This window comes from Candidatus Arsenophonus phytopathogenicus (assembly GCF_056113345.1).
Map to the genome: position 1 here is coordinate 1,902,855 of NZ_JBUIOB010000017.1, position 25,011 is coordinate 1,927,865.

The 25,011-nt window shown below is 40.3% G+C and carries 16 protein-coding genes and 7 pseudogenes; 16 read left to right on the forward strand and 7 right to left on the reverse strand.

All coding sequences use genetic code 11. The features are described from left to right. The first annotated feature begins 18 nt into the window (after positions 1-18). The 4 genes and pseudogenes from AC01GB_RS13875 to AC01GB_RS13890 all read left to right on the forward strand — a co-directional run bounded on the left by AC01GB_RS13875 (position 19) and on the right by AC01GB_RS13890 (position 2,554). Positions 19-444: a hypothetical protein gene (locus tag AC01GB_RS13875; RefSeq protein WP_474452263.1), complete on the forward strand. Its 426-nt coding sequence runs from the start codon at positions 19-21 to the stop codon at positions 442-444. 81 nt (positions 445-525) lie between these two features. Next, positions 526-882, forward strand: a pseudogene (locus AC01GB_RS13880) (C1 family peptidase); the annotation flags it as partial. Between the two features lie 68 nt (positions 883-950). Further along, on the forward strand, positions 951-1,775 hold the full coding sequence (locus tag AC01GB_RS13885) for a lysis system i-spanin subunit Rz (protein ID WP_474452264.1): 825 nt from the start codon (positions 951-953) through the stop codon (positions 1,773-1,775). 527 nt (positions 1,776-2,302) lie between these two features. Further along, positions 2,303-2,554 (forward strand): phage integrase central domain-containing protein, encoded by a 252-nt coding sequence (locus AC01GB_RS13890; protein ID WP_474452417.1) that lies wholly within the window; start codon positions 2,303-2,305, stop codon positions 2,552-2,554. Here the strand turns inward: AC01GB_RS13890 and AC01GB_RS13895 are convergent. From AC01GB_RS13895 to AC01GB_RS13905, 3 genes and pseudogenes are all read right to left on the reverse strand, one after another. After that, positions 2,470-2,916: an MT-A70 family methyltransferase gene (locus AC01GB_RS13895; RefSeq protein ID WP_474451168.1), complete on the reverse strand. Its 447-nt coding sequence runs from the start codon at positions 2,914-2,916 to the stop codon at positions 2,470-2,472. The genes AC01GB_RS13890 and AC01GB_RS13895 overlap by 85 nt on opposite strands. 672 nt (positions 2,917-3,588) lie before the next feature. Beyond that, positions 3,589-3,972, reverse strand: a pseudogene (locus AC01GB_RS13900) (KilA-N domain-containing protein); the annotation flags it as partial. Between the two features lie 85 nt (positions 3,973-4,057). Then, entirely contained in the window at positions 4,058-4,234 is a 177-nt protein-coding gene (locus AC01GB_RS13905) for a hypothetical protein (RefSeq protein ID WP_474452265.1), read from the reverse strand. A gap of 72 nt (positions 4,235-4,306) precedes the next feature. Between AC01GB_RS13905 and AC01GB_RS13910 the strand changes: the two genes are divergently transcribed. From AC01GB_RS13910 to AC01GB_RS13965, 11 genes and pseudogenes are all read left to right on the forward strand, one after another. Next, positions 4,307-5,167, forward strand: coding sequence for a phage tail tape measure protein (locus tag AC01GB_RS13910; RefSeq protein WP_474452418.1), 861 nt, complete (start codon positions 4,307-4,309; stop codon positions 5,165-5,167). A 180-nt stretch (positions 5,168-5,347) separates the two neighbouring features. Continuing rightward, positions 5,348-5,689: a phage tail protein gene (locus AC01GB_RS13915; protein ID WP_474452267.1), complete on the forward strand. Its 342-nt coding sequence runs from the start codon at positions 5,348-5,350 to the stop codon at positions 5,687-5,689. Next, positions 5,686-6,429 carry a phage minor tail protein L gene (locus AC01GB_RS13920; protein WP_474452268.1) on the forward strand — a complete coding sequence of 248 codons (744 nt, stop codon included), beginning with the start codon at positions 5,686-5,688 and terminating at the stop codon, positions 6,427-6,429. Before AC01GB_RS13915 ends, AC01GB_RS13920 begins: the two co-directional genes overlap by 4 nt. After that, positions 6,426-7,139 carry a C40 family peptidase gene (locus AC01GB_RS13925; protein WP_474451927.1) on the forward strand — a complete coding sequence of 238 codons (714 nt, stop codon included), beginning with the start codon at positions 6,426-6,428 and terminating at the stop codon, positions 7,137-7,139. Before AC01GB_RS13920 ends, AC01GB_RS13925 begins: the two co-directional genes overlap by 4 nt. Then, positions 7,136-7,720, forward strand: a complete 585-nt coding sequence (locus AC01GB_RS13930) for a tail assembly protein (protein WP_474452269.1) — start codon at positions 7,136-7,138, stop codon at positions 7,718-7,720. Before AC01GB_RS13925 ends, AC01GB_RS13930 begins: the two co-directional genes overlap by 4 nt. A gap of 51 nt (positions 7,721-7,771) precedes the next feature. Continuing rightward, a pseudogene (locus AC01GB_RS13935) lies at positions 7,772-10,974 on the forward strand (TipJ family phage tail tip protein). Further along, positions 10,974-12,002 (forward strand): annotated as a pseudogene (locus AC01GB_RS13940) (DUF6453 family protein). The pseudogenes AC01GB_RS13935 and AC01GB_RS13940 overlap by 1 nt, the downstream one beginning before the upstream one ends. A 333-nt stretch (positions 12,003-12,335) precedes the next feature. Next, positions 12,336-13,280, forward strand: a pseudogene (locus AC01GB_RS13950) (phage tail fiber protein). Positions 13,281-13,603: 323 nt separating this feature from the next. Then, positions 13,604-14,389 (forward strand): annotated as a pseudogene (locus tag AC01GB_RS13955) (L,D-transpeptidase family protein); the annotation flags it as partial. 390 nt (positions 14,390-14,779) lie between these two features. Continuing rightward, positions 14,780-15,328, forward strand: a complete 549-nt coding sequence (gene mepK, locus AC01GB_RS13960) for a peptidoglycan L,D-endopeptidase MepK (RefSeq protein ID WP_474452272.1) — start codon at positions 14,780-14,782, stop codon at positions 15,326-15,328. A 51-nt stretch (positions 15,329-15,379) separates the two neighbouring features. Next, positions 15,380-16,012, forward strand: a pseudogene (locus tag AC01GB_RS13965) (MBL fold metallo-hydrolase). A 101-nt stretch (positions 16,013-16,113) separates the two neighbouring features. Here the strand turns inward: AC01GB_RS13965 and AC01GB_RS13970 are convergent. From AC01GB_RS13970 to pncB, 4 genes are all read right to left on the reverse strand, one after another. Next, positions 16,114-17,304 (reverse strand): amino acid aminotransferase, encoded by a 1,191-nt coding sequence (locus AC01GB_RS13970; protein ID WP_474452273.1) that lies wholly within the window; start codon positions 17,302-17,304, stop codon positions 16,114-16,116. Positions 17,305-17,520: 216 nt separating this feature from the next. Beyond that, positions 17,521-18,642 carry a porin gene (locus AC01GB_RS13975; RefSeq protein WP_474452274.1) on the reverse strand — a complete coding sequence of 374 codons (1,122 nt, stop codon included), beginning with the start codon at positions 18,640-18,642 and terminating at the stop codon, positions 17,521-17,523. Between the two features lie 306 nt (positions 18,643-18,948). Then, positions 18,949-20,349, reverse strand: coding sequence for an asparagine--tRNA ligase (gene asnS / locus AC01GB_RS13980; protein ID WP_474452276.1), 1,401 nt, complete (start codon positions 20,347-20,349; stop codon positions 18,949-18,951). A 192-nt stretch (positions 20,350-20,541) separates the two neighbouring features. Then, the gene (gene pncB, locus AC01GB_RS13985; RefSeq protein ID WP_474452277.1) at positions 20,542-21,771 is read right to left on the reverse strand and encodes a nicotinate phosphoribosyltransferase; all 1,230 of its coding nucleotides are present in this window, start codon (positions 21,769-21,771) and stop codon (positions 20,542-20,544) included. Between the two features lie 337 nt (positions 21,772-22,108). On the opposite strand from pncB, the gene pepN reads away from it, so the two are divergent. Then, positions 22,109-24,730, forward strand: coding sequence for an aminopeptidase N (gene pepN, locus AC01GB_RS13990; RefSeq protein WP_474452278.1), 2,622 nt, complete (start codon positions 22,109-22,111; stop codon positions 24,728-24,730). Positions 24,731-25,011 lie beyond the last annotated feature (281 nt).

Here is a 25,011-nt window from a genome sequence, read left to right on the forward strand (position 1 = left end):
AAAGGAGAGGGACACCGCTTGCCATTCTATTTTTTAAGTGGTCGCTCAGGCAGCCTTTTTGTTTTTCTCAATAATGTAAAGGATATTATGATGCTCACGAAATTTTTCTGTGGTTGTCTTCCTGATTCAGTGGATATAAGGGATAAGGTTTATTCTCCTTATCCTGATATTTTATCCTCTTTGCCTGCACGGATCGATATTACACCAGATTTTCCGGCCTATAATCAGCTTCCAATAAATGCGTGTGGCCCAAGTGTTCTTGCGGCTGCTGTACAGTTTGAACGAAGAAGAAGCCATAAAACCCCTGATTTTATCCCATCCAGATTATTCATTCGTTACAATTCTCAGTTCATGAAATGTATGCGGAAGTATGACTTTGGGATACGTTTGCGCGATGGATTAAAATCACTTCATAAATTCGGGGTCTGTTCGGAAGAGAAGTAGCCTTATGATGCAGGTCAAGCTTATGAAAAGACGTTTCCCAAAAGTTCCCGGGCCAGGAGAAGACCTTCGAATGAATGCTATGAGGAGGCAAAGAAATATAGGATTACTGAGTATAAACAAATCATACACGATATTAATCAATTAAAAAGTTGTCTGGTGTCTGGATTTCCGTTCATGTTTCGTTTTGAAGTATACAGCAACTGGGTATTGCAATTCCCTTGGCCGGTGATTATACCGCTGCCTTCTGTAGAAGACAAAAAATTGGCCAGTCATGGCGCACTGTGTATAGGTTATGATGATGAAACAGGACTGTTTAAAATTCGTAATTCATGGGGTAGTGATGTGGGTGAAGACGGAAATTTCTATTTACCGTATAAGTATATGCTAAATAAAAAACTGGTTTCTGATTTCTGGGTAATTACTGGGGTTAAGAACTAAGGGTATTGGAAAGTATTAACGAAGGCAGTTTGTTGGACTGCTTTTTTATGGCTTAAAAAGGGGCACACATGCACTGGAAAGAGAGACGGGAAAGTGAGCAGGTAGAAGACCGGCGGAATACCGCCGAAGCACAGGAAGAGTATACCAGTCTGGAAGAAGCCTTGAAGCGCCGGAAGAAAAAGGCAAAGAAAAAGAAAAGAAAACTTAAATATAAACCGCTGTTAGCAGAAGGTTTTGTGTTTTCACACTGGCGTGGATGGGCCTGGCTGGCTGTTATCCTGGTGTTGTTACTGGGTGGCTATCGTTGGGCTTTTGCGGCATCTGAACAGGTGAGCGCGCCGTCATCGGTCAATCGTTTTGTGGATGAGAACGAGGCCGCTAAGTTCACCTCTGTCATTCTGGCATCAACTGAAGATGCCTGGCGGAAGATTTTTGCTGAGGGAGGCGGTCATTACCGATTGCCGAAACTGGTGATATATCGGGGAGAGACAGAGACAGGCTGCGGCACGGGCTATACCCTGATAGGGCCCTTTTATTGCCCTGCTGACCGCACTATCTATATCGACCTGTCATTTTATGACGAGATGAAAAACAGACTGGGGGCAGACGGTAAATTTGCCTTTGGTTATGTGATAGCCCATGAAGTGGGGCATCATATCCAACACCTGCGGGATGTCTTGAAAAAAGTAGACCTGGCACAGGCGAATATGTCAAGAAAATCGGCCAATAAGTTATCGGTAAAGCTGGAATTGCAGCATTATCAGAGGTTAACCGATGCGAAACAGACGATTGAGGCACTCAGGCTGGATGTTGTTCGGGGTTTTAAGCGGTTGCGGGTCAACGCCACCTGCCCCAAAGTGTCCGGCACCGCCTCCCCCCGCCCACGTTTATAATTATATGCAGACATCCTTAGTCAACTTAAGACAGATTTATATAAAATATGATTAATAAATAATTAGATAAAAAAAATTCAGACAATGAGAGTTAACTAAAGACAAGTTAAGCCACAATAAATGTGTCCATAATATATTATTTAATAAATTTGTTATTTTGAATGGACAGAGTGGAGCATTTTTGTGGGTATCTCAGATAGCTATCTAAAAAGAATGTTAGGAAAAAATCAAAGCCGAATAGTTGAAAAATCTGATAGAGACGGATTATGGGTTAGAGTATCAAAAAAAGGAACCGTTACATTTTTTTAGATATAGATACTTAGGAAAACAAGATAAAATAACTATTGGTAATTATCCTACTTTAACACTAAAAAAAAGCACGAGAAGATGTTGCTAAATGGCAGGTAATTTTAGCTAATGGTGATAATCCAAAGACAGTAAAAAACCTTATTATTAAAGAAAAAATTACTGAGTTAACTTTTGAAGAGTTATTTAGAAAGTGGTATTCAGTTATTTTTGAATCTAAAATAAGCGCACAATTAATTTTAAGATCTTTCGAGATACACGTTTTTCCTCATTTTGGTAAATATCCAATATCTGCAATAACTATTCATAATTGGATCAGTTTACTAGATAAATTATCTAAAAAATATTCAGAGATAACTAAACGTGTTTTATCTAATGCAAGAAAATGTTACTCGTGGGCTGAAAAAAGAAAGATGGTATCATGTAATCCCTTGATGGGAATTAAACAGTCTTCTGAATTACTGCGAGTATAATTACCGCCATTCATGCGTGTTTCCGCATTGAGTAATGCCAGAAAATCATCAGCATCAGACAGCGCAGCTTTTTTGATAGCTTTGGATATCCGCTCTTTGGCTAACTTATTCAACTCGACCCAGGTAAATCCCTTCATGGTTTTGACTTTAAATCCCCATGCTTCGGCTAACCGGATAGCTTCCAGTGCAAAGTTCCCCGTGTACCACATGCAGAGTACGGAGTTATCATTAACGATGGTTTCTATCGGTAGTCGAGTGAGGGAGTAAAAGTCAGTGGTGTTGTAGTGATTGTGTGCTGCGCCGTTTGATGCTTTGTTTTGGTATTGCCAGGGTGGGTCTGGGAGTATCAGGTCATACTTCACTTCATCTCCTAAACATACCAGCTTTTACATGATGTAACGTTGTTCGGTATTCATGGATATTATTCATAGGATTTCTCCGGTTATTGATTACATGAATGTAAATGTTGATTAAAACATTATTATTTATAAGGTTATTTGTGATAGCATTGTTTCCGTTGTGTGTTGGTTAACAGCAACATTTTCCCTGGTGTTGGCCAGCCTTGCGCTGGTCTTTTTTTGAGTGATTCAGAAACACCAAATAGCTGTCAATTTCTAGTGAATACGTTGGCTATTAGTAAATAACGATTTCAGATTGATGCCGTATACCTGTAGCCATGATTTAGCAGGCCATGACTTAACCTGACCATAACGAATATCCGGTACTTCGGTTGCTTCCACCTGGTTCTCACGACACCATCTGCGAAGTGGAGCAAACTTATATTCTTTCCCTGTGGCATTCTTTACGGCTGTGATGGTGGCATGTTTAACACTTTCTCCTAGTCGTTCGGTAAGTTCTCTATTTTTACGCGTAGCCACACTAAGTTTGCCCATTGCAGAAGCTTCACGAGTGCGACTGATTTGTGATTTTGTCCTAATTGCTTCATCACGCTCACTGCTTATTTTTTCCACTTGCTCGGTATAGCTAATCAGAATTTTTCGTAATTGTGAGGGGTTATCTAACCAGTCTGTTGTTGGGGTGACATGGGCTAATCTTCCTGTTTTGTAATCAAGGAAGGTTTGGTTAACCATTAACCTGAATCTTGGCGCAATCTATCCTGCATACTCAATGGCTAACAACTCATGAGCAAAAGTGCCTGGTGATGAACCACCATTAACGGCATTGACCACTTTATGAGCAGAGCCTGAATTAGGGCTTTGATTGTTTTTTAATAAGTTAGCTTCTAATTCTGCAATTAATTCTTTAGACTGAATCGTAGCAAGCCATTTGGAAGGACGTTTATGTTCACCTTCACCGCTGGCTTTATGTAACGCATTCAGGTTGAAACGACCTTCTGAGTCTGTCGTGATTTCTACGCCAGCAATGATAGGGTAATGTTCATTTATTAAATTTTGCATATAGCTATCCTTCAATATTAAAATTGATGAATGGGTATTAATTAAGTGGAATAGGTTAGCTGGGTAATGACCTCTTGTTCTGTAACTATTTCTTCAATGTGTCGAGGAATACCCCCAAATAGACGATAAGTGCAGGGACTATCATGATGCCAATAACCATTATCTCTTGCCCGCTTAAATGAATATTGCCTAATTCACCACGTTTAAACCTGATTTGTGGGTCAATGACGGCATCGGTATGTGCAATGTGACCAACTACCAATTCGAAGGCGAACGCTGCACTGATAAATACTAATGTTGTGATTAATAGTTTGATGATGCTAAGTTTTCGATTATTGAAAGCGTTGCGTCAAAACGTCAGCTGACAAACAATGAGCAAGCGCTTATTGCACAAAAAGAGTCAGTTTTAGCCTCGCAGCGTGAGCTAGCCATTCTTGGTGATAAAGCAGAAGCTGAAAAGCGATTGAATACTGAAAGGAATAAGCAGCAAAAACGGCTTGCTGAAATCGGAGCCAGAACTAAGGCAATGATGGAAAGTGGCGGATTGTCTGATAGACAATATCAACAAAAAATCGCACTGGAAAAAGCAGAAACATCGGAACAAAAAGAAGCATTAAAAAAACACTTTCAGCAAGAGGAATCGCTGAGAGGTAACTGGGAGAAAGGTGTTAAAAAAGGTTTCGCTGAATTTCAAGAGCAGGCTACAAACGCTTATGCCAATGTTGCCAATATTACCCAGTTTGCCTTTGAGGAAATGAGTCAATCACTGACTGATTTTTTGGTAACAGGTAAGGCTAATTTTGCTGATTTCACTAAATCATTACTTGAGATGATGATGAAGATAATGACGCAAATGGCGATGCTTCAGGCGATGAAAGCGGCTTTTGGTGGGCAAACAGGCGGAATTGGCGGGGCTGTGGCCAGTATTTTGGGTTTCTCCTCAGGCGGGTATGTGGGCAGTGGGGGTAAATATGACCCGAAAGGTATCGTTCATGGTGGGGAGTTTGTCTTTACTAAAGACGCTACCCAGCGACTAGGTATTGCTAACCTGTATCGCCTGATGGAGGGAAGTAAGCGAGGTTATGCGTCTGGTGGATATGTGGGCGCATCTTCAACGCCCATGTACGGTATGCAACCTGTAGCAAGCGGTGTTAATGTCAATTTAGGTGGCATTCATTGTTGGTGTAGGATATAAGTTTTAAGCTGTAGCTAAGCTGACAGTTACCTAACACGCCGTAAAGCCTCGTCGTTCAGGGCGAGGAGGATGTCAAGCTCCCTAAGTAGCTTTTTGTTTGCATTCATTTTAAGTAATAAATTAATCATCATATGATTTACAGGCCACTGCTCAGGTGGCCTTTTTTATGGAGTCAAGCCAATGGATGAATTTAGATGGCGAATCCAGATTCAAGACAGCCCAACGGGCGAGTTCAGGCATCGAATCAAAGAAGTGGAATTTGGGGATGGCTACAAACAGGTATCGGCCGATGGCATTCATCCCGAAACGCAATCCTGGCCATTTACCTATTTAGGCAAAAAAGCCGAAGTGATGCCTGTCTTTGATTTTATTCGCCAACACACTATAAAGTCTTTTATCTGGATGCCCCCGTTTGGTATTAAGGGAGTGTACCGGGTAAAAGCCGATTCAATCCGCATGACTCCGGTTGCGCGTGATGTCATGAAAATATCGGCCACGTTTGAGGAGGCTTTCTCGGCATGATAATCCATTCAGATGTACAAAAATTAGAACCCGGTGAAAAAGTCCAGTTAGTGGACGTTGACGGCAGTGCCTTTGGTGGTCCGGTTTTACGTTTTCATGCTTACAGTCTTCGTTACACCCCCGAAGAAATTGAAAAGGCAGAAGATAAATTAAAGCCGAAGCCTGTCTGGTGGCAAGGTAACGAATATGGCGCATGGCCTTATGAGATTTCAGGGCTGTCAAAAAGCGGTGAGGGCAGTCCAGCCAGACCGATATTAAAGGTGGGGAATATGGATAGTCTGATATCGTTACTCTGTTTACAGTTTGATGATATGGTTCAGGCGAAAGTAACCATTTATGAGACCTTTTCGCACTATCTGGATAGCAAAAATTTCCCTGATGGTAATCCCACCGCAAATCCGGATGAATGCTTTAAGCAGGTATTTTATGTTGACCGAAAAAGTCATGAGGAAGCGGGGGGAATTATTCAGTTTGAACTGGCTTGCCCGTTTGATTTACAAGGCGTTATGTTGCCAGTGCGTCAAATTCATCATCTCTGTTACTGGTGCATGCGGGGTTGGTATCGTTCAGGTAATGGATGTGCCTATAATGGTAAACGCTACTTTGATGAGAAAGGCAATCCGGTGGATGACCCCGCCCTGGATGTTTGTGGTGGGCTGATGAGCGATTGTAAAAAGCGATTTGGGGAAAATGCCCCATTAGATTTTGGCGGATTCCCTGCGGCTGGTTTGATACGATGATAACAAAAAGTCTTACTGAAGCAATATTCAGCCACGTTAAAAAGGCATTTCCGCAAGAAGCCTGTGGGGTCATTTGCCAAAAGAGTCGTGTGAAACGCTATTTTCCTTGTCGTAATCTTGCTGCAAATCCGACTGAACATTTCGCATTATCACCGGAAGATTATGCCAATGCGGAAGACTGGGGACTGCCTGTTGCTATCGTCCATTCTCATTGTGGCGACGGCGTGACAACACACCCAAGTGAAATAGATAATCTGCAATGCGATGTCAGTGAATTACCGTGGATAATTGTGTCGTGGCCCGAGGGGGATTTGCGTATTATTCAACCAAGGGGTGAGCGTGAATTAACGGGAAGAGCGTTTGTTTTGGGTTACGCTGATTGCTGGACCCTGATTGTTGATTATTTTCGGCAAGAACACGGTATCATATTGCATAATTATAGTGTCACTTATCCATGGTGGGAACAGGGTGAAAACCGTTATATGGAGAATTTCACCAAAGAAGGTTTCGTTGAAATTGATGATATGCCCAAAGTGGGTGATGTGGTTATTATACAGGTTCAGGCTGATGTCGCTAATCATGCAGGTGTTTTGCTGGATAACGGCATGCTGCTGCATCATTTGTACGGGCAATTAAGCCGTGTCACGCCCTACAGTGATTACTGGCGTGACCGAACCGTCAAGATTGTCAGAAGGAAAGAATGGGCATGAGTGAGCTAAAAACGGTTAGGCTATATGGAAAACTGGGCGCAAAATTTGGACGCGTCCATCAATTGGCGATTAGCTCCCCAAGAGAAGCCGTTAAAGCATTATGTGTGCTTTACTCAGGCTTTGAGCGTTATTTGGCTGATGCGCATTTGAAGGGAATTGAGTTTGCGGTCTTCAAGGGGAAAAGGAATATTGGCGAAGATGAATTTCACCTGAACACAAAAGAGGATATTCGAATAGCGCCGATAATTAAGGGCAGCAAACCAGGTGGCTTCTTTCAGACGATGTTAGGGGTGGCCATGATAGGCGCGACAATGATGTTAGGTCCTGCCGGCTTCATGGGCGGGGCATTAGCTATGGGTGGTGCTTCAATGGCATTAGGCGGTATAGCGCAAATGTTGTCACCGCAACCGCCTGGCGCTACCGTTCGTCAGGACGCCGATAATAAACCGTCTTATGCGTTTGGTGGTGCGGTGAATACGACTGCCCAGGGTAATCCAGTGCCGTTGCTATATACGCTTGATAGAAAAGAGATAGGTGGGGCCAGCATATCCGCAGGGATTTACACCGAAGACCAAAGATAGCATTAATGATGGACATTGAGTCGCTGAGGCGACTTTTTTTATGGGTGAAATATGACAAACCTTGTTTTTGGGGCAAAAGGTGGTGATGGCGGTGGGCATAAACCGGTAGAGTCACCCGATAGTTTGCTATCGGAATCAACCGCAAAATTACTCTTTGCTATTTCTGAAGGAGAAATTGCCGGTGGGTTAGATGCTACCCGTATTTTTCTGGATGGTACGCCTATTGGTAATGCTGATGGCAGTAAAAACCTTGAGGGCGTGACATGGGCGTTTCGTCCGGGCAGTGAGCAACAGGAATACATTAAAGGCATTCCTTCAGTTGACAATGAAATTAGCATTAGCAGGGAGTTAAAAGATGAACAGCCGTATATCAGGTCGGTAAATAATATCCAGCTATCAGCTATTCGGTTACGTTTCTCTGTACCACAACTTCTTGAACAACATGATAATGGCGATACCTCCGGTTACCGCATCGATTATGCCATTGACCTGTCAGCGGATGGGAGTGGCTACAAAGAAGTGTTGCGTGCTGCCTTTGATGGAAAAACAACCAGCGAATATCAGCGTACACACCGTGTTGATTTGCCTGCTGTCAAAACAGGCTGGCAATTGCGTGTTCGTCGTCTCACCCCTAACAAAAATACGGCGCGAATTGCCGATAAAGTGGTTGTTGCAGCCCTAACTGAGGTGATTGATGCAAAATTAAGATATCCTAATACCGCTTTATTGTTTATCACCTTTGATGCCCGGCAATTTAATAATCGCATCCCCAAAGTCAGCCTGCGCCCCAAAGGTGGTTTGTTGGTAAAAGTACCCTCAAACTATGACCCTGTAAACCGAACTTATTCGAACGTCTGGAATGGAACCTTCAAGCTGGCCGCAACGAACAATCCCGCCTGGATTTTTTATGACCTGGTTTTGAATAATCGGTATGGCTGTGGAGAGCGGATTACTAGCACACAAATCGATAAATGGGATTTATACCAGATAGCCCAGTATTGCGATGAAAACGTTCCTGACGGTCAAGGTGGTTCAGGTAAAGAACCTCGTTTTTTATGTGATATTTATATTCAGTCTCAGGAATCGGCTTATCAGCTATTGCGTGATATTGTGGGCATTTTTAGAGGCATGACTTTTTGGGCGGATAATTCTGTCAAAGCGGTGGCTGATATGCCCTCGGATGTCTTTCGGATTTTCACACAAGCGAACATCGTCGATGGGAAGTTGACATATTCAGGAGGTAGCCAGCAAAACCGTTATACACAGGTACTGGTTTCTTATTCGGATGCCGATAATCACAGTCATGATGCCATTGAGGCGGTCTCTGATAGCAAATTGCAGCGTCGTTATGGTGTGCGTAAAACGGATATTTCGGCGATTGGTTGCACTCGGCAATCAGAAGCAAACCGACGTGGACGCTGGATATTATTAACGAATGCTTATGACAGGACGATTACCTTTTCAACAGGGCTTGAAGTGCTATTCCAACGCCTGGACAGATTATCGGCGTGGCGGATGTAAATCTTGCAGGGCGAATTATTGGTGGCAGGGTTTCATCTGTTGATGAGAGAAAAATTACGCTCGACAGGAAAGCGGATATTAAATCGGGAGACAGACTTATCATTAATTTGCCGGAGGGGAAATCAGAAGCAAGAACAGTCCAGGCGGTTAACGACAAGATTATCACTGTAACAGCCCGTTATTCTCAACCCATTGAAAAAAATGCGGTTTGGACAGTAGATGCCAATAACTTGGCGATTCAGCTTTATCGCGTAATTAGCATTCAGGACAATGCCGATAATACATATACCATCACAGGGACTTTCCACAATCAAGATAAATATGAGCATATTGATTCGGGAGCCAGGATTGATAAAAGACCGATTACTGTCATCCCACCGGGTGTTCAATCACCCCCGAAAAACGTACATATCTCTGCTTATACCCAAATCAATCAAGGGATTGCCGTCACAACGTTAAGAGCTGACTGGGATGCCACAGACAATGCGATTGCCTATGAGGCACAATGGCGAAGAGGAAATAGTAACTGGGTGAGTATACCTCGAACGTCAACATCGAGTTTTGAAGTTCAAGGGATATATGCCGGACGTTATCAGGTGAGAGTCAGCGCCATAAACTCATCTGATATCTCATCGATCTGGGCGAATGCGCCTGAGACAGTGTTGAAAGGGAAAGAAGGTGAACTGCCCATACCTATTAATTTCCGAGCGTCCACGTTAGTCTTTGGTATTAAGCTGAATTGGGGATTTAGTGAAAACACGGAAGACACGTTAAAAACAGAGATTCAATATAGTCAAACCAATGATGGTGAAGGGCTTATGCTACTGGCTGATATTCCTTATCCGTCAAAGACTCATGAAATGTCAGGGTTGGCCGCAGGGGTGGTTTTTTATTTTCGTGCAAGACTGGTTGATAAATCGGGTAATCAGTCACCGTGGACAGAGTTTGTGCGGGGGGAATCAGAATTTGATGCCAGTAGTATCATTGATGAAATTGATAAAAAAATTAACGATACGGAAGCGATTAAGCAGTTAAAAAAAGGAATAGACAGCAGCACTGAAGCAATACTGGAAAACGCGAAGGGGCTTAACGGCAATACACAGTATTTCATGCGCCAAAACGGCAAGATGAAAGCCGAAATTGTCAGGGTTGACAATTATGTGGTAACCGAGACCAACGCCTTGGCCGAATCTATCCATCAGGTCAGGGCGACAGCAGATAAATCGTGGGCTGCTGCTCAAAACGCGTTACAAGCCAAATATGACATGAAAAAAGGCGAAGCTTCTGCAACCTGGACATCGTTAGTCAAGATTCATTACGACGGTGTGGATTATGACGCTGGCATGGTGATTGGTGGTGAACTTAAAAACGGTAAAGTCAGTACACAGATTGGCTTTAGCGCGCAGACTTTCATTGTCTACAATCCGGCTAATGGCAAGATGGAGCCGATGTTTGTTATCAAAAACGGTCAGGTATTTTTGCGCACAATATTTATTGACCAAGGAACGATTGAAGAATTATTAATCGGCTCGGTTATTCAGTCAAAAAATTATCAGGCCGGGAATGCCGGTTTCAAGATAGATGGTGAAACAGGTATCGCAGAATTCAATCGCTTAGTAATTAATAAAGACTTTAAAATCATGGGAGATGCCTCAAAAATTGTGTTAGATAACACAGGTCTTGCCGTTTATCCCACTTCTGGTGGCGTAATAAAGCTCGGCAGGAGGCCATAATGTCAGATTACGGTTTGTTTGTTGATTTAAATGATAGCTTTAAACCTGTTGAAATAACGGATAAAAGTCAAATACTGACAAAGCTTTTAAGTACAACAAATCATGATTTAGGAGAAAGAAACCACAGCTTTACAATACCCGAAGCAGAAAAATATAATTTGATAATCGTTCCTAAAGTTATATCCAGACTATATCAAATATCAAGAAGTTATGCAGTGCGTCAACTGAGACTTGAAAATATACGCATAGAAGGAAATCAATTAAAGTGTAACTGGGATCGTTGGGGTATCTACTGGTTTTGGGGTGGCCGAGGAGGAGGGGTTTCAGACCGAGGAACATTTTTGTCCGGTGAGTACGAAAATGTGTATAAAATAGATGTTTATGGCTATCCAAAACAAGCAACTAGCGGTGAATATGGATTATTTATTGGTGGTTTAGGTAATGCAGTAGAAATAACCCAGCAATCGAAGTTAGGATATTGTGTATTTAGAAAAAAAATAACGATTAGTGCCAAGGGTACTTATACTATTCCAAATATTGTTCCTAGTATTGATAAAAGTTTAGTTTTCATTCGTCCAACAAATCAAAATGCGGTTGTTTCTATTTCTAGAGACAATAAAGTTATTTATAGCAATGCACAAACCGATGTTTACGTACTGGTATTTACGACTGATTTTACACTAGTACCAGCAGATTAGGGTCTTAATATTTACAATCAAAAAGGAACAGTGAGTTACTCATCCAATTATTTACCTTTTCTGGTTGGTGCTAATATCACCCTGACTCAACAGGGTGTAACAGCCCCCTTTGCCAGGCCCATGTTACAAGCAAATGAATGCGCAGAAATGATAGATCGCGTTTATCAAAACTGGACATATTGCAAAGCGGGGGGTTATCGTTTTCAAGAAAATACAATAACTATTCAGCAGGGAAGAAACCTTGAATGGGTATTTGTAGATACTTCGGCAATTGATTATATCAGCTTCAGCACCCCATCATACGTTATTGACTTCGACCTTTATTTCTAGAGAAAAATCATGATATACAACACAGGCACAATGACAACCGTGTCAGGCTCTTCTATTGTCAAAGGCACAGACACAAAATGGAACAATAATAATCCCTTATTATCACCTGGCATGTTATTACTAATTAAAAACGGTGATGTGAATTATCCTTACATGATTAAAGCGGTTAACAGTAATACGGAATTAGTTCTTGCTGAAGAAGCAACATTTTCAGCAACAGATACCCCTTATACCATTAATCTCACTGAGCCAAATAATAATTCTGACGCTGCAAGAGCACTGGTTGCAGCGAATACTTACATCCTCTACTTTTTACAAAATATGGATACCTGGATGGGGGATAATGGTGTCGTTGAAATCACGTTGCCGAGTGGAAAGATAGTTAAATTAGAGTCGATTAAGGCATTGCAGGAATTAGTTGAAGGTAAAGCTGATGCTAAAACTGTTGGAGAAATAAGTGAAAAATTAGAAACAAAATTTGATAAACAAAGCGTTGTTCAGGAAGTGGGTAGCGCCCCTGACAAAGCGATGAGCCAAAAAGCATCTACTGATAGTTTTGCTAGGAAAGACTCGCAGGAAGTACTCAGAATAGGCAATATCGTTATCAAAAGTGGCAACGATTACTCCGCCCTGATGATAGAAAGAAAAGATGGTGTTGTGTGCGCGCTTCAAACTTCTACTGATAGCGCGTATTTTGCCTATGGAGAAGGTGGAAAAGGAATAATCTATATTCCATACAACGCGAATGGCACAATGATGGTAACAGGTGATTATATTGTTGATAGCAATGGCTTTGTCAAAAAAGCATCGCCCATTATCAAGATTTACGCTAATGGGAATTTTGAAACGAATGAGGAGTCAGAAGGTGCAACGGTTCATCGACTCGATACAGGAAAATATTTGGTTTCTGAGATATTGGGTTATAACGCAGACGGTGCTTGGGGCGTGAATGGGGGTATTTCAATACCTAAAGATATTAATGGGCTACAACTTATCTATATCAAAGATAACATTCTATCTAATGGTAGCATCGAGATTCAAACATTTCACCGACAGCACCCCCATTTGCCTAAAGACTTCTAAAACTGGCGGGTTAAAGAAATTATTGACGGCAAACCAGTTTATTATGCTGACGGTGAGCAAGTTGATATTCCCCCCTCGACATGGCTAGATGTGAGGGTAGAGATGCCAGATGATTTAATCTGGAATCAACAGCAAGCGCAAACAAACAGCCCAATCCAAGGGCATCATATTAGCGGCGTTGGAGGAAGTTGTTAACTATTAGTTGTTGTGGGTACAAGTGACTTTGTGAAAGTCAGTCCAAATAGGTGATTGACAATTTTCAATTGTGAGTAATTTCAGACATAAAAAAATTTCTTTATTGATAATATAATGGTTAGGGTGTTTTTAGAATTGAAAATGAGTGTGAATTTAGACTCAAATTTCAGTTAAAATTAGAATTCACTATAAGCCGTAAGTAATTGATTTATAGTGATTAAAATCGCTTGTTTTTACTTGTAAATGCGTATATTAAATAGGCTGTATTTTTATAATTAATTGATAAATAATTTTTTTATTTTTGTTAAGTAACTACCGATTGGGCAGGTTTATTGGCGATTAATATCCAACGCTTAAGAATTATTCCCAATGAAAGCGATTCTGGTATGTTAGTTAATATTCCGGCTTATACATTACATTTTTACTCAAATAATCAATTAATTATAGATTCTAAAGTGATTGTTGGGCGTCCTGATCGTAAAACCCCGATAATGAGTAGTGAACTTAATAGTGTTGTGATTAATCCACCCTGGAATGTTCCTGTTAGCATGGTTCGTAAAGATATCTTGCCTCAAGCCAGAAGAGATCCGGGTTATTTTGCTCGCCGAGGCTTTACGGTTTTATCCGGTAGAGAGCGTGATGCCTATCATATTGATTCTTAATCAATTAACTGGAATGGCCATCTCATCCTCATCCTTCCCTATCGTGTACGCCAGGCACCAGGGCCATCCAATGCCCTTGGCCGTTATAAATTCAACATGCCAAGCTCTGATGCAATTTACTTACATGATACCCCTAACCATAGTTTGTTTAATCGGCAAAATCGTTCAATTAGCTCCGGTTGTGTGCGAGTAAATAAGGCATCAGTGTTAGCATCAATTTTACTGGCGCGAGCTAGTTGGGATCAACAGCGTATTGACGGTGCGCTTCAGCTAGGTGACACACGTTATATTAATATTCCAGGCAGGATACTCATTTATCTTTATTACCAAACCGCCTGGGTTGATAACAAAAATGTTGCCGATTTTCGGGATGATATTTATGGCTATGACAATGTCATTTATGGGGCGATGAATTATTTAAATGAAATAAGAGCCACGCTTAACTAATGGATAAAAATGATATAAAAGGGGGCAAAAGCCTCTTTTATATTAAATTTCAATCACGTGTTATTTTCTAATTTATTTAGTATAGATGCATAAATATCGTTTTTAGCGATAAATTATGCTTTTTGCAAAATAACTGACTAAACTCAGGCGTTAATAAAATTTTGACTGATAATGGGGTTATTTTGTGCGCGATAAGAAGAAATATTGAACGATTTGATATAGTTATTGCAAAAATAGATTATAATAATGTTGTAATTAACATGTATTAAATGTGATATTATATAAAGTACATTTATGTTTTTTACATAATTATACAAAAGTAGTGGAATAAATTCGGTAGAATTATTGTACATGTTGGTTATTTTTTATTTTTATTTGAGTTAAGTGGCTATGGACAATATTGATCAAAATCGACGAAAATGGTTAGGTTATGGCGCGATAACATTGGGTTTTAGCTTATTACCTAGGTATGCCTTTGCGGCATTAACAACCCCGCGACCCAAAATTCTTCGCTTTGAAAATCTTCATACCGGTGAGTTTCTTAAGACTGAGTTTTTTGATGGTCGTCGTTATAATAACGCTGAATTGACCCGCTTGAATCACTTATTCCGTGATCATCGTAATAATAAAATTAAAATTATTGATCCGAAATTATTTGATCAGATTTATTTGTTGCAAGTATTAATGGGAACCAATAAACCTGTTCAGCTAGTTTCTGGCTATCGCTCAGTCGAAACCAATAATGCACTTCGACGTAAAAGTAGTGGGGTTGCTAAAAACAGCTATCATACCCATGGCCGAGCAATGGATTTTCATATCCAAGGGCTCGAACTTAACCATATTCGCAAAGCAGCATTAAAAATGCGAGAAGGCGGAGTAGGTTATTATCCTAATAGTAATTTTGTCCATATTGATACAGGACCGGTCAGACAATGGTAAGCTATTAGATTATTAAATAAATTTTTATTTAAATAATTGACTTACTACCATATGAAATTTGATATTATTCCTGTAACCGATTTTAAGCAGAATTGTACGCTAATTTGGGATGAAAAGAGGTTGGATGTCGTTATTGTTGATCCGGGTGGTGAAGTAGCAAAATTAATTGCAGAAATTACAAAGCGTTCATTAAATTTACAGTATATCTTATTAACCCATGGGCATTTTGATCATGTTGGTGGCTGTGCTTAGTTAGCAGCGCATTTCTCGGTGCCAACTTATGGTCCGCAAAAAGAAGATGAGTCTTTGATCAAGGGATTGGTAATTCAAAGCCAAATGTTTGGTGTTGTGCAATGCCCAGACTTTACGCCAGATCGCTACTTGCAAGAGGGTGATGAAATAACTTTTGCTAACATTAAACTGGCTGTTCTACATTGCCCAGGTCATACGCCTGGACATATTATCTTTGTTAATCATGCAGATAAACTAATTTCTATGGGAGATGTACTTTTCCAGGATGGCGTTGGCCGCACTGATTTCCCTAAAGGTGATCATGCAACATTAATCCACTCAATTAAAACAAAAATTTTACTCCTTGGTGATGATTATCAATTTATTCCTGGCCATGGGCCGATGTCTAATTTGGCGGCTGAACGGCAATTTAATCCCTTCTTACAAGGCTAGTTTTATTCTGTTATAACAATTTCGCCGTTAGGCTTTTAATAATAAAAATCGATTAGGATATTGGCCTAATCGGTAACTATCTGAATTAACAGTCTGTTTCTTTATAATACGTCAATGATAGCTTTGCACAAAGGAACCATATTCTCTAACGTTAAGCCAGCGACGTTAATACGACCTGAACTAATTGCATAGATAGCATATTTTTCACGTAGCTGAGTTACTTGTTCTTCATTAAGACCACTAAAAGAGAACATACCGTTTTGTTTACTAATAAAACTAAAATCTTGCTTAGCGCCTTTTTCTTGTAATGTATTCACAAATAGCTGTCGCATACGTTGGATGCGCTGCCGCATGGTTGTAAGCTCTTCGATCCACTCTTTCTTTAGTAATTCATCGGATAAAATCGTGGTAACAATGGCTGCACCGTGGGCTGGGGGATTAGAATAGTTTGCTCGGATAATCGATTTTATTTGACTAAACGCTCGCTCTGCTTGATCACTATTATTGGCAACAATTGTACAGGCACCAACTCGTTCATTATATAAGCCAAAATTTTTCGAGTAGGAACTGGCAATAATGATTTCAGGGTTTTTGTTGGTAAAAATACGTAAACCTTGGGCATCTTCGTCCAGGCCTTTAGCAAAACCTTGGTAGGCAAAATCAAAAACCGGTAATAAGTTTTTTTCAGCTACCAGAGTAGATAGAATTTCCCATTGTTCTGGTGTTGGGTCGATACCGGTCGGGTTATGACAGCAACCATGTAGCAATAATACATCACCTGGTTTTGCATCTTCTAAGCTACTTAACATGCCAGCAAAATCCAGATTATGCTTTTCAGCATCATAATAATTGTAATGACAGCACGTCAGGCCAGCCGCTTTAAATACATTCTGGTGATTTGGCCAGGTTGGTTGGCTGATCCAGACGCGTTGGGCAGAGGTTTGTTTAGCAATAAATTCAGCAGCAATACGCAATGCACCGGTGCCGCCTGGCGCCTGTGAAGTGCGGGCACGATTTTCGGCGATTATTGGATGGTTGTTGCCAAAGAGTAAGGTTTGAGTAACGGTGGCAAATTCGGCTATCCCGCTGATAGCAAGATAATTTTTAGTGACTTCGTTGTCTAACAGATATTTTTCTGCTTTTTTGACGGAAGAAAGAATGCGGGTTTTCCCTGACTCATCCTTGTAAACACCAATACCTAAATTGATTTTTTGTTTACGCGGATCAGCATTAAAACTCTCTGCTAAACCTAAAATAGGATCCGCAGGAGTAGCAATAATATTTTCCAACATATTTATAATTCCAATGATTCAATTGTGATTTGGTAATCGAGGGATCTCAGGTTAACGCGATGAAAATGATTTGCCAACACTCTGCGGTAAAAATAAGGCAAACTTGTGATATTAGATTCGGTTGATATTGTTTGGTTGGTAAAAAAAACAGCGCTAAAGCGCTGTTTTTTGAATTTACACTTTTACTTTTACTGTTAAATCACCGCTAAGCGATAATTAGAACTGGTAAACTAAACCTAAACCAACCAGGTTGTCTCTGCCAATACCATATTTATCAGCAAAGCCATTGTTGCCATTGATTAGGTTAATTTTGTAATCAACAACTGCGGTCAGGTTTTTGTTGAAATAGTAGAAAGCACCTAGAGAAACGTATTTCACTAAATCTTGCTTCTGCGAGTAGGCAGGATCAGTTAAATCTTTACCTTTAGACTGTACATAAGCAATAGATGGTTTCAGACCGATTTCGTCAAACAGATACTGACCAACCAATTCAAAGTTTTCAGTTTTGTTAGCGACGCGCTTCATGTCGTCATCGCCAACTGTTCTACCAAACCGAGTCATATTACGGGTTTCGCCGTACATGGCTGCCAGATACAGGTTATTGGCATCATATTTGATACCGGCGTTCCAGCCTTCTGCACTATTACCGCCAGCGCCACTTTTATCTTTATTAGCATCAGTCAGGCCACGATTAGATTTGGCATAACCGGCACCCAATGCAACGCCCCAGCCGATATCGTAGTTAGCCGCTAAACCGAAGCCATCACCGTTATTTTTCAGATAATCTGAACTACCTGATTTGTTGCTTTCTGTATTTTTGCCTTGATATTGTAGGGCGAAGTTCAAGCCATCGACCAGACCAAAGAAATCAGTACTACGGTAAGTTAACAGGTTACGGTTACGGCCAGTCAAGTAGTTGTCAGCCTGAGACATAGAGGCACCATAAAGAGGCAGAACGTCAGTCCAAGCGTTGACATCATACAGAACGCCATAGTTGCGACCATAGTCGAATGAACCAAAGTCAGCAATTTTCAAACCGGCATAAGCTAAACGGTTTGTATTTTCATTCTCAGTTTCACTTCTGTTGGTTTTAGTTTCCCATTCGAAACGACCAAAACCAGTTAGTTGATCAGAGATTTGAGTATCACCTTTTATACCAAGACGAACATGCGAATCATCACCTTCATCGCCACCACTGCTTTTGCCAAAGAAGTGACGAACGTCAACTTTACCGTATAGATCCAGCTTGTTGCCGTCTTTGTTATAGATTTCAGCTGCGTTTGCTGTACCAGCTAACAACGCCGGGATAACTATTGCAAGAATATTGCGCTTCATCATTATTATTACCCTCATTGGTGTTATTCGGACACCTGCCACTGCTAAAAATAAATTCCCAACCATTGGGAACTATCTTTAAGAGTTTAGTGTCGTCTCGTTTCTGCGTCCAGTGTTCCATTGGTAAATATTTTTATCTACCCTGAAAATGATACAAAAATACAATATTTATAACAAAAAGAAATAATATGTTTCAAAATATAAATAAAAGGGGACTTTTTGCTATTTATCATAATTAAAAATAAAAAAGCCAGCGATATACTGGTCAGTTATCATTATAATATTTATTCGTTTTTTAAGATTAAATATTTAAAAGCTTGCGTTACGTGGAGTACGAGGAAATGGAATAGTTTCACGAATATTTTGTACGCCAGTGACATAAGCGACCAGGCGTTCAAATCCGAGTCCAAATCCGGCGTGGGGCACGGTACCATAACGGCGCAGATCGCGATACCAGCTGTAATCTTGTTGGTTAAGTCCCATTTCTTCCATCCGGGCATCCAACTTATTCAGTCGCTCTTCACGCTGAGAACCACCAATAATTTCGCCAATACCTGGCGCTAATACATCCATGGCAGCAACAGTTTTATTGTCATCATTCAGACGCATATAAAAAGCTTTGATATCTTTTGGATAATTTTTGACCACCACGGGTGCTTTGAAATGTTGCTCAGCTAAATAACGTTCATGCTCAGAAGAGAGATCGATACCCCAAGCCACAGGGTTTTCGAAGGATTGACCCGACTGTTTTAACACTTTAATAGCATCGCTATAGTCAACTTGAGCAAAATCCGAAGCAACAAATTTTTCCAACCGGTTGATGACGTCTTTATCGATCCGTTCGGTAAAGAAGGTTAAGTCATCATGGCGTTTTTGCAAAACCGCTTTGAAGACATATTTTAACATTTTCTCGGCCAGGCTGGCGATATCGTCCAAGTTGGCAAAAGCGACTTCAGGCTCAACCATCCAGAATTCAGCCAAATGGCGGCTGGTGTTAGAGTTTTCTGCGCGAAACGTTGGGCCAAAGGTATAAATTTTGCTTAATGCACAGGCATAAGCTTCGCCATTTAGCTGACCGGATACGGTTAGAAATGCTTCCCGACCAAAAAAGTCTTTATCAAAATTAATATCCCCTTTTTCTGTACGCTGAATATTCTGTAAATCTAATGTTGAGACGCGGAACATTTCACCGGCACCTTCGGTATCAGAGGCGGTGATAATGGGGGTTGAGACCCAAAGATAGCCTTCTTCATGAAAGAAACGATGAATAGCTTGGGCTAGCGTATTGCGAACACGGGCAACCGCGCCGATAAGATTGGTGCGTGGACGCAGATGTGCCACTTCACGTAAATATTCGACACTATGACGCTTGGCAGCCATTGGATAGCTATCAGGATTTTCCACCATACCGACAACAACAACCTGAGTGGCAGATAATTCAAAATTTTGCCCTTGACCTTCTGATGACTTCACGATCCCGGTTACTTCAACCGAGCAACCGGTGGTCAGATGTAAAACTTCGGTTTCATAATTATCTAGTTCATTATTTACAATAGCCTGTAATGGATTAAAGCAGGAACCGTCATAGACGGCGAGGAACGAGAAACCGGCTTTTGAATCTCTCCTTGTACGTACCCAGCCACGAACGGTTACTTCTTCGCCTACCGCTACACGGCCTTGTAGTACTTCGACTACAGGCTCTATGTTCATAAAATACTCTCTTTTGATATTTAGTTGTTTAAAGTTGGTCCCGATTGGGGCAGGCCTTATGTTACTTGTCCTCGCGTAAGAAACAAGTAAAAATAGCAAGTTTAAAATGGGAATAACCAGATGAAAAGGCCTTTGTAATAAGAATTTAATTTATCCTGCTGCCACAATTGATAAAATAACTTGCCATAATAGTCAGTTAGGTTTGTGATCAATCCGCTTCATTGTACTTGGGATATCAAAAGCTTTCTTTAAGCGAACGATAAATTCATCGTCATCACAGATGGTTTTTCCTGGGCTATCAGACAATTTAGCGACGGGTTTACCATTACATTCAACCAATTTAATCACAATATTAAGCGGTTTAACCTGAGGGATATTGCAGGTTAAACGGGTTCCAATACCAAAAATAAGATTGATACGTTTATAAAAATGTTTATAAAGGATCAATGCTTTTTGTAGGTCAAGGTTATCTGAAAAAACCAGCGTTTTACTCATCGGATCGATAGCCAGCTTTTTATAATGACTAATCGCTTTTTCACCCCATTCTAACGGATCACCCGAGTCATGCCGTAATCCTTGATAACGATTGGCAAAGGTGATATCGAAGTCGCGCAGGAAAGCATTCATCGTAATACAGTCTGTTAGTGCAATGCCTAATTGATTGGGATACTCATCCAGCCAACTTTGGAGCGCTACGCGCTGGCTATTAGCGAGATCAGCACTAATTTGCTGGTGAGCTTGAAACCACTCATGGGCTTGGGTGCCAACAGGTTTAAGCTGGAGTTGTTGGGCCAGCTTATAATTACTTGTACCGGTAAAATAAGGGAAATGTTTTTTGAGCTCATTGACAATAGCATATTGCACCGCATGAGAAAAACGTCGGCGAGTACCAAAATCCATTAATTTGAAATTAGCTAAATCAATATTTTGTGTTTTTGCGTCTTGATAAAAATGCTTAATCAATTTATGTAACTGTTCAATGGCATCTTCGGTTGTTACATTGGGCGAGCGATCGCGGTGAACCAGTTCGCTGCTTAAGGCTAATAGAGGTACTTCCCAAAGAATAACCTCACGCCATAGACCACTAATTCTTAGCGCTAACTGATTTTCTTGCGTGGTATAAACATTAACCTGCGTGGGATTGAAGCGAAAATTCTTTAACCAATCGAGATAATCAGTTTTAAAAAAAGGCAGTCCACGCAGATAGCGGTATTCAGTTGGCGTTAATGCAATTTTTGCCATTAAATCTATTTGTTGGCGTACAGCCTGAGCATAGTTACCAAGTCGTTCATCACTACGGCAACAAAATTCTGCTACAACCGATACTTGGTTATAGTGATGAAAGACGGCTTGTTGCATATGCAGTTTATAAGCATCAGTATCTAGCAGTGATGTAATGATAGGTGGTGCATTTAAATTCATAATGCGTTAGCTATCCTCGCGGAAGCATTACTCTCGACTTAAAGATAAAATATGCCAGAGTATACCTGTTGATGTTAGTAAGAGTGAAGGCCGTTCCATATATATTTCTGGCGTAGTTATAAAAAATTCTAATCATCTATTTGATATTATCAAATTATTTTTATATCGGCAGAGTGTTTTGCAGAAATAAATAACATGTTAATAAAAGACCAAACGGATTGAATATTAATCATAGGTATGATTTATGATCAAAAGAAAAAGGTTTTAAGATATCATTATTGCCAAATAATTGACCATATTGAAACATAACAATAATTGATACAGGTAAAAATTTACTATGACGCAACAGCGACAAGAGAAATATCGTCAGGATTACCAGGCGCCTGATTACACCATTACCGATATTGAATTGGATTTTGTGCTTGATCCTGCAACCACCATTGTCACTGCCATTAGCCGAGTAAAACGATTAAATTCACAGGCTAATGTGTTGATACTCGATGGTGAGAACCTGATTTTGCACACTATTCATATTGATGATAAACCTTGGACAGCCTATCGTGAAGAGGCAGGAAAACTGATTATTGAATCAGTGCCTGATACTTTTGTTCTTAAGGTAGTTAATGAAATAAATCCGCTAAAAAATACTGCATTAGAAGGGCTTTATGTGTCAGCTGATGTTCTTTGCACTCAGTGTGAGGCAGAAGGTTTCCGTCATATTACCTATTATTTAGATAGGCCAGATGTATTAGCACGTTTTACAACTTGTATTACCGCTGAAAAATCGCGCTATCCTTATTTGCTCTCCAATGGTAATCAGATTAACAAAGGAGAAACAAACGATGGCCGTCATTGGGTAAAATGGCAAGATCCTTTCCCTAAGCCAAGTTATCTTTTCGCCCTGGTAGCAGGTGATTTTGATGTTCTTTATGATAATTATGTTAGCCAAAGTGGCCGCAATGTTACGTTAGCACTTTTTGTCGATAAGGGTAACCTTGATCGGGCTGACTGGGCAATGGTCTCTTTGAAAAATGCCATGCGTTGGGATGAAATACGTTTTGGTTACGAATATGATTTAGATATCTATATGATAGTGGCCGTTGATTTTTTTAATATGGGGGCGATGGAAAATAAAGGACTCAATATTTTTAATGCCAAATATGTGTTGGCCAAAACAGAAACGGCAACGGATAAGGATTATCTGAATATTGAAGCGGTGATTGGCCATGAATATTTTCATAATTGGACGGGTAATCGTATTACTTGCCGTGATTGGTTTCAATTAAGCCTGAAGGAAGGATTAACCGTTTTTCGCGATCAAGAGTTTAGTTCTGATTTGGGTTCTCGTTCGGTAAATCGGATTGAAAATGTCAGGCTGATGCGCGCGCATCAATTTGCAGAAGATGCCAGTCCGATGGCGCATCCTATTCGTCCAGAAAAAGTAATACAAATGAATAACTTATACACTTTTACCGTTTATGAAAAAGGGGCAGAAGTTATTCGGATGTTGCACACGCTATTAGGCGAAGAACAGTTTCAGGCGGGTATGAAACTCTATACCGCTCGCCATGATGGTAGTGCCGCAACCTGTGATGATTTCGCGCAAGCGATGCAAGATGCTTCTGATATTGATTTGACTCTTTTTCGTCGTTGGTATAGCCAATCGGGTACACCTTTAGTGACGGTCAGAGATGAATATTTAGCGGAAAAACAGCAATATTTATTGCATATTAGTCAAACCACAGCACCAACGGCAGATCAAGCAGAAAAATTACCATTACATATACCGCTAGATATTGAGCTGTATGATACGCAAGGTAATGTAATTCCATTACAGCATCATGGTCGTGCTGTGCATTCCGTGCTTAATATGGTTAAGGCTGAACAAACTTTTGTTTTTGATCAGGTTAATTCGCCGCCAATACCTTCATTACTGCGTAAATTTTCCGCGCCGGTGAAATTGGATTATTCATACACTGATGAGCAATTAGCATTATTGATGCAATATGCCAGTAATGATTTTGCTCGTTGGGATGCTGCGCAATCACTAATATCAATTTATATTAAAGAGAATGTCGTACGCCAACAGCAGCGGGAAGATTTAATATTACCGCAGCATATTATTGACGCATTCAAATCTGTTTTACTTGATGAAGCCTGTGATCCAGCTTTAAAAGCGCAACTATTTACTTTACCTTCAGAAAATGAAGTCGCTGAGTGGTCTGCTATCATCGATCCGATAGCTATCCATAATGTTATTAACTTTATTATCCAAAAATTTGCCACTGAAATGGCGGCTGAATTTGTTGCCGTTTATCATGCCAATAAAATGACCGAGTATCGAATCGATCATGGTGATATTGCCAAACGTTCTTTGCGAAATAGATGCTTATTTTATCTGGCTTTTGGTTATGATAAGCAACAAGCGGATAAGTATGTAACCGAGCAATATTATCAAGCTAATAATATGACTGACACGATGGCGGCCTTAAGTGCTGCGGTGGTGGCCCAATTACCGAGTTGTCAACAGCTGATGGCAGAGTTTGAACAGCGTTGGCGTCATGATGGTTTGATAATGGATAAATGGTTTATGCTGCAAGCTACCAGTCCAGCTAAAAATGTTTTGTCAACAGTACGTACTTTATTTACTCATCCGACATTTAGTATGGAGAATCCTAATCGAGTACGTGCCCTGATTGGAACTTTTGTTGCACAGAATCCGACAGCGTTTCATACTGAGGATGGTACTGGCTACCAGTTTTTAGTGGAAATGTTAATTATTTTAAATAGTAGCAATCCGCAGGTTGCTTCTCGTTTGATCGAGCCGTTGATTCGTCTAAGACGCTATGATGAAACACGTCAAAATCTAATGTATCAGGCGTTAACACAGTTAAAACAGTTAGATAATCTTTCCGCTGATCTATTTGAAAAAATTACTAACGCATTGAAAAATCAATAGAATTTTATTTTTCACTAGGTTACCAGCGTTTTCCTTCATAAAAACGATTACTTAAATAAGATATCCCTTCTTTTATAAGATTATCTGGGGGATATCTATCAGTTTGCTTTTACCTATTATTTTTAAAAACTTAAATGATAAAAAGCAGTGTCATATTAGACATATTTAAATTATCATGATCGTCTGTACATACCATTGAGATTTGCTGATAAATTTAGCAATAGACTGTTTTTCTAGAATAAAAAAAGCAAATGGTTTCTACGACTAAATAATTTACATTA